Genomic DNA, 12362 nt, shown 5'->3' on the forward strand with positions numbered 1-12362 from the left:
CCGATCCTTCCGCCGTGAAATGGCCACCGCCTATCGCTCCGGCTGGCACTTCATCGACCTGGTCACCGCCATCCCCCACAGTGGTGACTCGTTGATGGTGACCGTCTTCGGTGAGCCGGTCGTCGTCACGCGGGACGAGGACGAGGACGTACGGGCGTACCGGTGCCTGCGCAAGCCCCGGGGTGCGCCGCAGCCCGTGCGGTGTGCGATCCGGTACGGAATGATCTTTGTGAACCTGGACCAACGGGACCACCGGCTGGCTGAGCCGGACGTCCCGGACGTGAGGACCATCTCGGCCACCCCCCGCAGTGCCTGACGCGATTCCCCCGTCGTAAAAAGATCGCTCAGGTGCTTCCCCCCGCAGCGGCGTCACCGTGACCTGAACACGGTGACGCCGCTGCAGTTTTGGGGGGACATTTCGCTGTATCGATCGGTTTCGGCCATACCCCACGGTGGCTGAAACCAGCCGCCGGAACGGGTCGGCCACCCGGGTCCCGCGCCCTCGCCCGTCACCCCCGCCCCAGCGCCCGCTCCACCGTGATCTCGACGACCACCCGGGACGGGTTCACCCCGGGCGTCCGGCCGTACCGCTCGGCGTACCGCCGCTCCGCCTCCGTCACCCTCTCCGGGTCGGTCCGGACCCGCGCCCGCCCCTCCAGCGTCGCCCACCGCCGGCCGGCCACCTGGCACACCGCCACCCGTGCCCCGTCCGGCCCCGCGGCCAGCACGTGGGACACCTTCGCGCTCGACCTGTTCGTGATCACCCGGGCCAGTCCCGCCTCCGGGTCATAGGTCACCCCCACCGGGACGACGTGCGGGCTGCCGTCGGGGCGCAGGGTGGTGAGGGTGCACAAGTGCCGTTCCTGCCAGAAGCGCAGATATGCCTCGTCCGGTGCGGCAGGGTTCACGCGGTACGTACTCATGGCTCGGAAGGTAGTCCCCGGAAGGACTCCCGATCGCACCTTGAGTGGAATAGACTCAACTTTGTGTACGTTGGCTGAGTCAGCCGTACGACGCCGAGGAGGAGAACGCGAACGTGGACGCCGAGCTGACCAACAGGAGCCGGGACGCGATCAACGCGGCCAGCAACCGGGCCGTGACCGAGGGGCACGCGGACCTCACCCCTGCCCACCTGCTGCTGGCTCTGCTGGCGGGCCAGGACAACGAGAACATCACCGACCTGCTCTCGGCGGTCGACGCCGACCAGGCCGCCGTACGCCAGGGCGCCGAGCGCGCGCTGGCCGCGCTGCCCAGCGTGACCGGTTCCACGGTCGCGCCCCCGCAGCCCAACCGCGACCTGCTCGCGGTCATCGCCGACGCCGGCGAACGCGCCAAGGACCTCGGCGACGACTACCTCTCCACCGAGCACCTGCTCATCGGCATCGCCGCGAAGGGCGGCGCGGCCGGCGAGGTGCTCGACCGGCAGGGCGCCACCGCGAAGAAGCTGGCCGAGGCCTTCCAGAAGGCGCGCGGCGGACGCCGGGTGACCACCGCCGACCCCGAGGGGCAGTACAAGGCGCTGGAGAAGTTCGGCACCGACTTCACGGCCGCCGCGCGAGACGGGAAGCTCGACCCGGTCATCGGGCGGGACCAGGAGATCCGGCGGGTCGTGCAGGTGCTCTCCCGCCGCACGAAGAACAACCCCGTCCTCATCGGTGAGCCCGGCGTCGGCAAGACCGCCGTCGTCGAGGGGCTCGCGCAGCGGATCGTGAAGGGGGACGTCCCCGAGTCGCTGAAGGAGAAGCGGCTGGTCTCGCTGGACCTGGGGGCCATGGTCGCCGGGGCCAAGTACCGGGGTGAGTTCGAGGAGCGGCTGAAGACCGTCCTCGCCGAGATCAAGGACTCCGACGGGCAGATCATCACCTTCATCGACGAGCTGCACACCGTCGTCGGCGCGGGCGCCGGCGGCGACTCCGCGATGGACGCCGGCAACATGCTCAAGCCGATGCTCGCGCGCGGCGAACTGCGCATGGTCGGCGCCACCACCCTCGACGAGTACCGCGAACGCATCGAGAAGGACCCGGCGTTGGAGCGCCGCTTCCAGCAGGTACTGGTGGCGGAACCCACGGTCGAGGACACCATCGCCATCCTCCGTGGACTGAAGGGCCGTTACGAGGCGCACCACAAGGTCCAGATCGCGGACGCCGCGCTGGTCGCCTCCGCGACCCTCTCCGACCGCTACATCACCTCCCGCTTCCTGCCCGACAAGGCCATCGACCTCGTCGACGAGGCGGCCTCCCGGCTCCGCATGGAGATCGACTCCTCCCCCGTCGAGATCGACGAACTCCAGCGCTCCGTCGACCGGTTGAAGATGGAGGAGCTCGCGCTGGAGAAGGAGACCGACCCGGCCTCCCGGGAGCGCCTGGAGAAGCTGCGCCGCGACCTCGCCGACAAGGAGGAGGACCTGCGCGGCCTCAACGCCCGCTGGGAGCGCGAGAAGCAGTCCCTGAACCGGGTGGGCGAGCTGAAGGAGAAGCTCGACGAACTCCGCGGCACCGCCGAACGCGCCCAGCGCGACGGCGACTTCGACACCGCCTCCAAGCTGCTCTACGGCGAGATCCCGCAGCTGGAGAAGGAGCTGGAGGCCGCGTCCGAGGCCGAGGAGGAGACGGCCCGGGACACCATGGTCAAGGACGAGGTCGGCTCCGACGACATCGCCGACGTCGTGGCCGCCTGGACCGGAATCCCGGCCGGGCGCCTGCTGGAGGGCGAGACCCAGAAGCTGCTCCGCATGGAGGACGAGCTGGGCCGCCGTCTGATCGGCCAGACCGAGGCCGTACGCGCGGTCTCCGACGCCGTCCGCCGCTCCCGCGCGGGCATCGCCGACCCGGACCGCCCCACCGGCTCCTTCCTCTTCCTCGGCCCGACGGGCGTCGGCAAGACGGAGCTCGCGAAGGCCCTCGCCGACTTCCTCTTCGACGACGAGCGGGCGATGGTCCGCATCGACATGTCGGAGTACAGCGAGAAGCACAGCGTGGCCCGGCTGGTCGGCGCCCCGCCCGGCTACGTCGGCTACGAGGAGGGCGGCCAGCTCACCGAAGCCGTCCGCCGCAGGCCCTACACCGTGGTCCTCCTCGACGAGGTGGAGAAGGCCCACCCCGAGGTCTTCGACATCCTCCTCCAGGTGCTGGACGACGGCCGCCTCACCGACGGCCAGGGCCGCACCGTCGACTTCCGCAACACCATCCTGGTCCTCACCTCGAACCTGGGCAGCCAGTACCTGGTCGACCCGGTCCTCGGCGAGGAGGAGAAGAAGCGGCAGGTCATGGAGGCGGTCCGGCATTCCTTCAAACCGGAGTTCCTGAACCGTCTGGACGACCTGGTGGTCTTCTCGGCCCTGGCCAAGGACGAACTGGCCCGGATCGCCCGCCTCCAGATCGACCGGCTGGCGAAGCGCCTCGCCGACCGCCGCCTCGCCCTGGAGATCACCCCCGAGGCCCTGGCCTGGCTCGCCGAGGAGGGCAACGACCCGGCCTACGGCGCCCGCCCGCTGCGCCGCCTGGTCCAGACCGCCATCGGTGACCGCCTCGCCAGGGAGATCCTCTCCGGCGAGATCAAGGACGGCGACACGGTCCGCGTGGACGCCTTCGGGGAGGGGCTGATCGTGGGACCGGCGACGGCGGAGGAGGCCGTGGAAAACGCCGGTCAGGAGCCCGGAAAAACGCTCTGAGCGGAATTCCGCCAACGGGAGACGAACCCGCCGGGGCGGGGGTTGCCACCCCCCTCCCCGGATGGGGGAGGATGGCGGGATCCGCATGAAGGGAAAAACACGGTGACCATCGACCCGTCCTCGATTCCGAACTTCGGGGGCCAGCCCGAGCCGCAGCCCCAAGGACCGGCGGGCCCCGTCGTCCCGGATCAGGATCTTGTGAAGCAGCTCCTCGACCAGATGGAGCTCAAGTACGTCGTCGACGACGAGGGCGACCTCGCGGCGCCGTGGGAGCAGTTCCGTACGTACTTCATGTTCCGCGGCGAGGACGAGCAGGCCGTCTTCTCGGTGCGGACGTTCTACGACCGCCCCCACAAGATCGACGAGAAGCCGCAGCTGCTTGAGTCCATCGACGACTGGAACCGGCGGACCCTGTGGCCCAAGGTCTACACCCACACCCACGACGACGGCACCGTCCGTCTCATCGGTGAGGCCCAGATGCTGATCGGCACGGGTGTCGACATCAACCACTTCGTCTCGTCCACGGTCAGCTGGGTGCGGGCCGCGATCGAGTTCGACAAGTGGCTGGTCGAGCAGCTCGGCCTGGAGGAGGCCGTCAACGAGGCCGACAAGCCCGAAGACGGCGACGAGTAAGCAGCAGACCTACAGCGGTGTGCGCGCGTACAGGACCAGGTACGTGCCGTAGCCGAACGAGAGCCCGGCCAGGGCCGTGACCACCACCGTCGCGTGCCAGGGCCGGGCTCTCGCCGTGCGGACCAGCGCCCGGGCCAGCGGGAGGAGCAGGGGGAAGGCCGGGAGCAGGAACCGCGGCTTGGACTCGAAGAAGCCCGAGCCGCCGACGGCGATCAGCAGGAGCACGGCGGTGTAGGCGAGCAGTGGGAGCGGGGCCCGGTCCAGGGCCAGCAGGGCGAAGAGGACGACCGCCGCCGCCACGATCACCAGCGCCATCGGGAAGACGAAGCGGTCGCCGCGCAGGAGCAGTGTGCGGACGAAGGCCAGCGACCCCCGGCCGAAGTCGAAGCGCGAGCCCCACAGCCGCTGTACGCCGAAGTAGCCGCCCAGCGCGTCGCCGGTGCGGCGGCCGACCCACACGACGTACCCGGTCCAGCCGAGCGGGGCCAGCGCCGCGCCCGTCCACAGCCTGTGGGTAACCCGGCCGCGGGCGCGGTACAGCTCACGGGCCGCGGCCAGCAGCACGGCCGCCGCGACCGCGAAGCCGTTCGGCCGGGAGAGCCCGGCCAGGGCGGCGAGGGAGCCCGCCCACAGCCAGTTCCCGGCCAGGACCGCGTACAGCGACCAGGCGGCGAGGGCGGTCAGAACCGGTTCCGTGTACGCCATGGACAGCACCACGGAGTGCGGGAGCAGCCCCCACAGCAGCACCAGGGCGGTGCCCACCGCCCGCCCGTGCAGCCGGGCGCCCACCGCGTAGACACCGGCCGCGGCGACGGCTGCCGCGGCCCAGGACACCAGCAGCCCGGCGCCCGCCCCGCTGAGCGGGGTCACGGCCGTCAGGGTCCGGATCAGCGCCGGATAGAGCGGGAAGAACGCCAGGTCGCTGTGGATGATGTCGGCGCGGAAGTACAGGGTCCGGCCGTAGCCGTGCGCCGCGATCCCCAGGTACCAGGCCGCGTCCCACGACCTCCCCAGCAGGCTCAGGGGATGCCGGCCGGCCGCCCGGGCCGCCAGCGCCAGCACGGCCATGCCGGTGAGCCGCGCCGCCGCGAACAGCCCCACGGCGACCCCGCCGGCGGTGACGACGGACAGCCGGGTACCGGGCTGCGGTGCGACGGACGGGGCGAGGGCGGTGGCGGTGGTGCTGACGTGGCTCACATTCGCACACTGCCGGGGGATCGGGGCCGGTGCGAGAAATGTGCGGCCGATGGGGGAGTCGCCCCTTGAGAAGCGCGAGCTGCTGCGCCCTCTTGGGGGCGCCGGGCTGTAATCGACATGCGGCTCCACCGCGTGGGCGCGACCAGCCCCCCACGCACCCGCAGCCCGGGTCGCCCCGAACAACCCACCGCCTGCGGGATTCCTCACCGCCCGGACCTACGACAGGCGCTGAGACGACGGCCCCCGGATCAGCTGACCTTGACCGTCCAGGACGAGGAGTACGTACCCGTCAGATCGGTGGTACCCGGGCGGTAGACCCGTAGCGTCCACGTCCCCGCACGCGAGAAGGTGATCTTCGCAGTGGCGCTGCCGCCGGTGGAGAGCCCGGCACTGGTGAGGGTCAGCCAGGTGCCGTCCTTCTGCCGGGCCTGGAAGCGCAGTGCGGTCCCCTTGACGTAGGGGGAGCTGAGCGCGGTGAAGGACACGGGCTTGCCGTGGACCGCCGTGGCGGCCGGCTTGCTGACCGTGAGTACGGCCTTGACGTGCGACGTCAGGGTCTTGCTGGTCGAGGACGCCCAGGTCAGGTTCTTGGCCGCCGTGACGGCGCGCCAGGTGCCGTTGTACTTGGCCGTCGCTGTGTACGAGGCCTTGCCGGTGCTGTCCGCGGTGACCGTCGCCTGGGTCTTCCAGGTGGTGCTCCCCGCCCGCTTGTACTGGAAACCGACCTTGGCGCCTGCCGCGGGCTTGGCGCCGGTCTGGGCCACGGTGGCGGTGAAGGTCGCCCTGCTGCCGTAGGCGCTGCCGGCCGGGCCGGTCAGCTGGGTGGTCGTGGCGGCCAGGACGCGCATCGGCACGGTGCTGACGGTGGTGTCGCCGTACTGGGAGACGACGGTCAGCGTGACGTAGTGCACCCCGGTGGTCGTGGCCTTCCAGGTGCCGGAGGGCTGCGCGGGGTAGCTGCCGGTGGCGAACGTCGTGCCGTCGACGTCCAGGGTCCAGTGCTCGGCCCGGCTGACGCCGTCGGCGGCCGATGTCGTGGCGGCGTACGTCCGGCTGCTGCCCGCCACGGGAAAGTCCTGGAAGCCGTCCGTCCAGGTCGGCGTGACCTCGGACACCACCCGGACCGGCAGGGCCACCCGGCCGTGGGCACCGCGGTTGTCGACCGTGTCGAACGTCAGCGTGTGGCTGCCGTAGGTGAGCTTGCCGAGGCCGGCGAGGAAGCCCTCGGTGTTTCCCTCGTAGGTGGAGGCGTTGACCGGTGTCGTCGCCTGTGCCGTGCCGTCGAGCGACACGGTGGTGCTGACCGGGTAGGCGTAGTTGAGGTTGGCCGGGAACGCCTTGTTGAGCGCCGACGGGTAGGCGTAGGTGACGCTCGCCGTCGTCTGGTCCGGGCGGATGACGGTGTCGAGCTTCGGCGTGATGGTGAAGCCGTGGTCGACCAGGGTGTCGGCCCGGACCGGGGAACCCGCGCGGCCGTCCTTGTCGTACGCCACGACGTAGACGCCTCCGGAGTACAGGCCGGCCGGGACCGCGCTCGTGTCCAGCGTGGCGGTCCAGGTCGCGCCGCTTTCCGGGGTGGTCAGGTCGACGGGGGCGGGCCAGGCGCTACCGGAGCTGAAGTACCGCACGCGCGACACGCCGTCGTCGCCGGTCGCGGTGGCACGCAGCGACAACTCGTCGTCCGCGGACAGGCCCACGGGCTCGTGGGAGGTCCATGCGTCGGGGCCGGGCAGATCGGGCAGGGTGACGACCGGCCGACCGTTGTCGACGGTGACGGCGGTGTCGGCCATGACGGTCCGCGGGCGGGGGCTGTCCACGTCGACGTGGATGGTGTTCGCGCCGTCGTTCACCAGTGGCGCGGCCACCCCGTTCGTGGCGCCTCCGAACTGCCGGGTGGCGGCGGTGTCCAGGGTCGCGTGCAGGGTGCAGGAGGGCAGGCAGTCACCCGGGTTCAGCGCGATGGTCTGCTTGACGGTACCGGTGCCCTGGTACTCGCCGCTGCCGGTGATGCTGACGACGGCCTCGGTCGGCTCGTCGTCCGGGTCCCCCTGCACGGTGAACGTGACATCCGTCGTGCCGGTGATCGTCTGTCCGGCGCTGACCGTGCCGTCCCCTCCGGCGTCCGAGGAAACGCCGTCGAACGTGATCACGGCACCGGTGTCGTCCGCCACAGCGGTCGGCGCGGGCGCGACGGCGCACAGCACGGCGGCGCTCGCCGCAACGGTGAGCGACCTGACAGATCGGGATATACCCACGACTCTCCTCCTGCGCCTGCCCCTGGCTCGGCGGAGGGCGCCTGGTGCGGTCCGCGCGCTGCCTCCGCTCGGAGCCCGGTCAAGGGCGGGAGTGGGTGGCCGGTGGGCAGCAGCCTGAAGATCTTGGATGGACCCCGACCGTGTGTCAAGAGCCGCGCCGACGTCACGCCAGGCGCCGCAAGCGGTCGGCTGTCTCCTGGAGGACGTCGTCCTTGTTCGGGGAGCGCTCGGCAGAAGGCGCAGGCGTCCTTCTCGCCGAGAGGGGTGAGGTCGGTGGTGATGAAGTACGTGCCCTGCGGCTGGTAGACCTCGAACCCGGCCCGCCCGCAGGCCGTCGCCTAGCAGCTCGCGCTTGCGGCGGAGGCCGGCGCGGGGGCTGTCGAAGTAACGTGTCCGGGAGCGCGAGGGCCTCCGCGACCGCGTACTGGAAGGGGCCCGAGGCCACGTACGTCAGGAACTGCTTCGCCGACCGCACCGCCGTGACCAGCTCCGGCGTCGACGTCACCCAGGCCACGCCTCGTCCGTACACCCATTCACACGTGGCGCACCGGGCCCACCAGGGTCAGCTGTCGCCGGCCGAGGCGCGGGCTGAGAAGTCCGCCGCTCTCCGCCGCACGACTGAAAGCACCGTGCGGATGGATCGGGACCGCAGGCCATGTCCGCCTCTGGCTGGCCCACATCCGTGAAGCTCGTCCCGTTCGGCGACCTCGACGGCGACCGGCGCAACGACATCCTCGTCCGGTTCAGCAGCGGCGAACTGCGGGTGTACCGGACCATGCTCGGTCAGGCGTTCCTCACCAACACCCCCCACACCTCGCTGGGCAAGGGCTGGAACCAGTACGACGTCCTGACCTCGCCCGGCGACATCAGCGGCGACGGCCGTCCCGACCTCATCGCCCGCAACTCCGCCACCGGCGCGGTCTACCTCTACAAGGGGACGAGCACCGGAAAGCTCTCCGCGAGAGTGAAGCTCTACGCCGACTGGAAGACGTACAAGAAGATCGCGGGCGTCGGCGACCTCACCGGCGACGGCATCGGCGACCTGGTCGCCCAGGACAAGTCCAACAACCTGTACCGCTGTCTCGGCACGGGCAAGGGCACCTTCTCCGCACGCGTGAAGCTGTTCTCCGCCTGGGGCGGCTCGTACAACACCGTCATCGGCGTCGGCGACCTCACCGGCGACGGCAAGGCCGACCTCCTGTCCCGCGACACCTCCGGCAACCTGTGGCGCAACAACGGCAACGGCAAGGGGACTTTCGGCGCCCGCACGAAGGTCGCCACCGGGTGGCGGGGGTACAAGGGGATCTTCTGAGTGGTGACGAAAAACGCGCCACGGAGCTGGTCGACCTCGAACCCGGCTGCCCGCAGGCCTTTGCCGAGCAGGTCGCACCTGCGGCGGAGGCCGACGCCGACGTACGTCAGGTGCTGCTCCGCCGTCGGGACGAGGGAGCCGAGCGGGCCGTTGGCCGTGACCCGGCCCGCACCGTGTTCACGCACCCGCTCGCGTGCCGCGCGGCAGGCCCCGCCGAGGGAGGCCGGCGAGGTCGGTCGACCGGGCAGTCGCTCCCGCCGGTCGTGCAGCTCCGCGTCAGCAGTCGCGCTGGTCCATCCACCGCGCCCCTCTATGACCTGCGTCATCTACGCGCTGTGCCGCCAGTCGGGCCGGGACCCTTGCTGGTACGGCTGTCGGCTGTCAGCCGGCCAGCGTCTTGAGCCGGGTGGCGGCCTCCTCCAGCACCCCCGTGCGCTTGCAGAAGGCGAACCGTACGAAGGGCGCACCCTGCTCGCGGTGGTCGTAGAAGACCGCGTTGGGGATCGCGACCACCCCGCAGCGCTCCGGCAGGGAACGGCAGAAGGCGAAGCCGTCGGTCTCCCCGAGGGGGCGGATGTCGGTGGTGATGAAGTACGTGCCGGCGGTGTCGTAGACCTCGAAGCCCGCCTCCGTCAGGCCCGCCGCGAGGATGTCCCGCTTGGTCTGCATGTCCCGGCGGAACGCCTCGAAGTACGAGTCGGGGAGCGCGAGGGCCTCCGCGACCGCGTACTGGAAGGGGCCCGAGGCCACGTACGTCAGGAACTGCTTCGCCGACCGCACCGCCGTGACCAGCTCCGGCGTCGACGTCACCCAGGCCACTCCCCGTTCACATACTCATTCGCATGCGGGCTCACAGATCCGCACCGCGCGCCGTTGTGTACACACGAGACACTCGGTACCCTTGGGCGCATGACACAGCCGCTGCCCATAGAGTCCATCCGCGATGTCCGGGCACATCTGGCCGAGGTCGTTGAGCGGGCCGACCGGGATGATGTACCTACCGTCATCACCCGGCGCGGCAAGCAGGTCGCCGCCGTGGTGTCCATCGAGGTGCTGCGCAAATACCAGGAGTGGGAAGAGCGCGAGATCAACCGGATCATCGACGAGCGCATGACCAACCCGGCACCCGGCATCCCGATCGAGGACATCATGAGGGAGACGCTGGCGCGCAGTGAGTGAGTACCGCACCGTCTTCCGGGCCGAGGCTCAGGCCGAACTCCGCAAGGTCCCGCGAGACATGGCCCTCCGCATTCTGGCCAAGCTGACTGAGCTGGAGAGCGACCCGATGGGGTTCAACACGACGGCCCTCGTCTCTCAGCCAGACCGGCGCCGCCTACGGGTGGGCGACTACCGTGTGATCTACACCATCGACAACGGCGAGCTGGTGGTGTGGGTCGTCCACGTCGGGCATCGCTCCACCGTCTACGACGCCTGAGCACTCCTGACATCGGGTCAGCATGTTCAGCACCGATCCAGGAGGCGGAGCGGACCTGGCGCCCGCACCGCAGAGGACGCAGGCGCCAGGCCGACCGGAGTGAGAGTGGAGACCGTGCCACGGGAGGGGCGATGCGCGGTTTCGTGTCGCCGGAGCGCTTGGCGTCGTGGCCATGCGCCGCGATGGTGTCTGCTGGCACGTGACTCCTCCGAAGCGGGGGTGAGGTCTGCGGAGGAGCCCAGACCGTACGGCTGTTACGCGGCCAGCGACTTGAGCCGCGAGACGGCCTCCTCCAGCACCGCCGTCTGCTTGCAGAACGCGAACCGTACGAAGGGCGCGCCCGCCTCGCGGTGGTCGTAGAAGACGGCGTTCGGGATGGCGACCACGCCCGCGCGCTCCGGCAGCGAGCGGCAGAAGGCGAAGCCGTCGCTCTCGCCGAGGGGGCGGATGTCGGTGGTGACGAAGTACGTGCCGGCCGGGCGGAAGACCGCGAAGCCCGCGTCCGTGAGCCCCGCCGCCAGCAGGTCGCGCTTGGCCAGCATGTCCGCGCGGAACGCGTCGAAGTAGCTGTCGGGCAGGGCCAGGGCCTCGGCGACCGCGTACTGGAACGGGCCGGAGGAGACGTACGTCAGGAACTGCTTCGCCGAGCGGACCGCCGAGACCAGACCGGGCGCCGCCGTGATCCAGGCGACTCCTCGTTGGCTTGCCTATTCCCATGTCGTGCGACAGGCCCGGCACCGGCGGTGACCGGGCCGTACAACCTGTCCGGACCGGTCTGCCGGCCGTACCGACGCGCTCGGTGACGCGGCACTGTCCGCCGTATCCTGACCACACACGGGAAGGAGCCGTCCATGAGCGTCGACGCGATCGTGCACACCGAGTTCCCCAAGGGGTACACGGTCCTGTTCGGGGCCGACGGAAAGGTGATCATGACCCCGCGGAGCGAAGAGCACTCCAGCACCATCAGGTCGATGCAGATCGACTCCGCTCTCGCCCTCGGCCGTCACGCGAAGGTCACCTCAGATGTCTACATCGACTTCCCCGCCGACGAGAACTCCGCCCCCGGTCTGGCGATCCTGCGCGAGGACGCACGCAAGGAAGGCAAGCGCTACAGCTTCGAGGACGTCCTGCTGATCTCCGAGGTCGTCTCGACCACCTCCGCGCGCAAGGACTACGACGACTGCACCGCGAAGTACGGCCGCTACGGCATCCCGATCTACCTGGTCGTGGACCCCTACGCCCAGGAAGTCGTCCTCCACACCCAGCCGACCGGCACCGGTTACATCGCCGCGCACACCCACAAGTACGGCACGGGCAAGCTCCCCATCCCCCTGGCCGACGGCCGGACCTTCACCCTCGACCTCGACGAACTCCCGCGCCCGGAACCCGAGGCGGACGCCCGCTGACGAGCGGCTCCCGGTGCGGCCGTGCCGTCGGCACCCCCATTGCCGGGCGTGGTCGGGCTTGATCGGCGGCGGCCGTGGATCGCGGCCTGCCGCACCCGGTCGGGCAGGGGGCGTCCACCCACCAGCGAGCCGCTCGGCGACCCGCGCGGCCGAATCCGTTCTCGTCCCGTTCTGCTCACGGAACCCGAGGACCATCCGAACGGTGCGCTCCTCATAGTTCCGCGGGCCACGGGGGCGCCGTGGACTGTCGGGGGACGCGCTTGACCGACGGACGGCCCGGACTCGTTCGGCAGCAGGCAGCAGGCAGCAGGCAGCAGGCAGCAGGCAGCAGGCAGCAGGCAGCAGGCAGCAGGCAGCAGGCAGCATGGGACAGCGCGCGGCGCGAACCGTGGGCCTTCGGCCGCCGGACGCGTGAGGGCGCGCGCGGAAGCAGCTGTTCCGCGCGCTTGCGCTA

Annotated in this window: 10 protein-coding genes and 3 pseudogenes; 7 read left to right on the forward strand and 6 right to left on the reverse strand. The window is 70.6% G+C overall.

Annotated features, from left to right (window positions below; genetic code table 11):
- Window positions 1-19 precede the first annotated feature (19 nt).
- Window positions 20-316, forward strand: coding sequence for a (2Fe-2S)-binding protein (locus OHB00_RS27785; protein ID WP_167449907.1), 297 nt, complete (start codon window positions 20-22; stop codon window positions 314-316).
- Window positions 317-509: 193 nt separating this feature from the next.
- On the opposite strand, the gene OHB00_RS27790 is transcribed toward OHB00_RS27785, so the two are convergent.
- Window positions 510-923: a pyridoxamine 5'-phosphate oxidase family protein gene (locus tag OHB00_RS27790; RefSeq protein ID WP_406438589.1), complete on the reverse strand. Its 414-nt coding sequence runs from the start codon at window positions 921-923 to the stop codon at window positions 510-512.
- A gap of 113 nt (window positions 924-1036) precedes the next feature.
- On the opposite strand from OHB00_RS27790, the gene clpB reads away from it, so the two are divergent.
- Together clpB and OHB00_RS27800 are read left to right on the forward strand one after the other, a co-directional pair.
- Window positions 1037-3670 carry an ATP-dependent chaperone ClpB gene (gene clpB, locus OHB00_RS27795; RefSeq protein ID WP_406438591.1) on the forward strand — a complete coding sequence of 878 codons (2634 nt, stop codon included), beginning with the start codon at window positions 1037-1039 and terminating at the stop codon, window positions 3668-3670.
- A gap of 102 nt (window positions 3671-3772) precedes the next feature.
- Window positions 3773-4303 carry a YbjN domain-containing protein gene (locus tag OHB00_RS27800; protein ID WP_133023494.1) on the forward strand — a complete coding sequence of 177 codons (531 nt, stop codon included), beginning with the start codon at window positions 3773-3775 and terminating at the stop codon, window positions 4301-4303.
- A 9-nt stretch (window positions 4304-4312) separates the two neighbouring features.
- Here the strand turns inward: OHB00_RS27800 and OHB00_RS27805 are convergent, their stop codons facing one another.
- From OHB00_RS27805 to OHB00_RS27815, 3 genes and pseudogenes are all read right to left on the reverse strand, one after another.
- A complete protein-coding gene (locus tag OHB00_RS27805; RefSeq protein ID WP_406438593.1) occupies window positions 4313-5500 on the reverse strand; it encodes a hypothetical protein in 1188 nt (395 codons plus the stop codon).
- A 248-nt stretch (window positions 5501-5748) separates the two neighbouring features.
- Window positions 5749-7755, reverse strand: coding sequence for a hypothetical protein (locus OHB00_RS27810; RefSeq protein WP_406438595.1), 2007 nt, complete (start codon window positions 7753-7755; stop codon window positions 5749-5751).
- A 212-nt stretch (window positions 7756-7967) separates the two neighbouring features.
- Window positions 7968-8278: pseudogene (locus OHB00_RS27815) on the reverse strand (aminotransferase class I/II-fold pyridoxal phosphate-dependent enzyme); the annotation flags it as partial.
- Window positions 8279-8437: 159 nt separating this feature from the next.
- Between OHB00_RS27815 and OHB00_RS27820 the strand changes: the two are divergent.
- On the forward strand, window positions 8438-9067 hold the full coding sequence (locus tag OHB00_RS27820) for an FG-GAP repeat domain-containing protein (protein ID WP_406438597.1): 630 nt from the start codon (window positions 8438-8440) through the stop codon (window positions 9065-9067).
- A gap of 381 nt (window positions 9068-9448) precedes the next feature.
- On the opposite strand, the pseudogene OHB00_RS27825 reads toward OHB00_RS27820, so the two are convergent.
- Window positions 9449-9886, reverse strand: a pseudogene (locus OHB00_RS27825) (aminotransferase class I/II-fold pyridoxal phosphate-dependent enzyme); the annotation flags it as partial.
- Between the two features lie 90 nt (window positions 9887-9976).
- Between OHB00_RS27825 and OHB00_RS27830 the strand changes: the two are divergent.
- Window positions 9977-10246 carry a type II toxin-antitoxin system Phd/YefM family antitoxin gene (locus tag OHB00_RS27830; protein ID WP_093544945.1) on the forward strand — a complete coding sequence of 90 codons (270 nt, stop codon included), beginning with the start codon at window positions 9977-9979 and terminating at the stop codon, window positions 10244-10246.
- The gene (locus OHB00_RS27835) at window positions 10239-10502 is read left to right on the forward strand and encodes a type II toxin-antitoxin system RelE/ParE family toxin (protein ID WP_406438600.1); all 264 of its coding nucleotides are present in this window, start codon (window positions 10239-10241) and stop codon (window positions 10500-10502) included. The genes OHB00_RS27830 and OHB00_RS27835 overlap by 8 nt, the downstream gene beginning before the upstream one ends.
- A gap of 254 nt (window positions 10503-10756) precedes the next feature.
- Here the strand turns inward: OHB00_RS27835 and OHB00_RS27840 are convergent.
- Window positions 10757-11194, reverse strand: a pseudogene (locus OHB00_RS27840) (aminotransferase class I/II-fold pyridoxal phosphate-dependent enzyme); the annotation flags it as partial.
- Window positions 11195-11353: 159 nt separating this feature from the next.
- On the opposite strand from OHB00_RS27840, the gene OHB00_RS27845 reads away from it, so the two are divergent.
- Window positions 11354-11908: a Uma2 family endonuclease gene (locus OHB00_RS27845; RefSeq protein WP_406438602.1), complete on the forward strand. Its 555-nt coding sequence runs from the start codon at window positions 11354-11356 to the stop codon at window positions 11906-11908.
- Window positions 11909-12362 lie beyond the last annotated feature (454 nt).

It is taken from the genome of Streptomyces sp. NBC_00631 (genome assembly GCF_045206895.1).
In the GTDB taxonomy this organism is placed as follows: Bacteria; Actinomycetota; Actinomycetes; order Streptomycetales; family Streptomycetaceae; genus Streptomyces.

Bases quoted from the DNA above. Each gene is read 5' to 3' on its own strand.
- OHB00_RS27830 (WP_093544945.1), top strand. From the start codon at position 9,977: ATGACACAGCCGCTGCCCATAGAGTCCATCCGCGATGTCCGGGCACAT.
- OHB00_RS27845 (WP_406438602.1), top strand. From the start codon at position 11,354: ATGAGCGTCGACGCGATCGTGCACACCGAGTTCCCCAAGGGGTACACG.
- OHB00_RS27785 (WP_167449907.1), top strand. From the start codon at position 20: ATGGCCACCGCCTATCGCTCCGGCTGGCACTTCATCGACCTGGTCACC.
- OHB00_RS27790 (WP_406438589.1), bottom strand. From the start codon at position 923: ATGAGTACGTACCGCGTGAACCCTGCCGCACCGGACGAGGCATATCTG.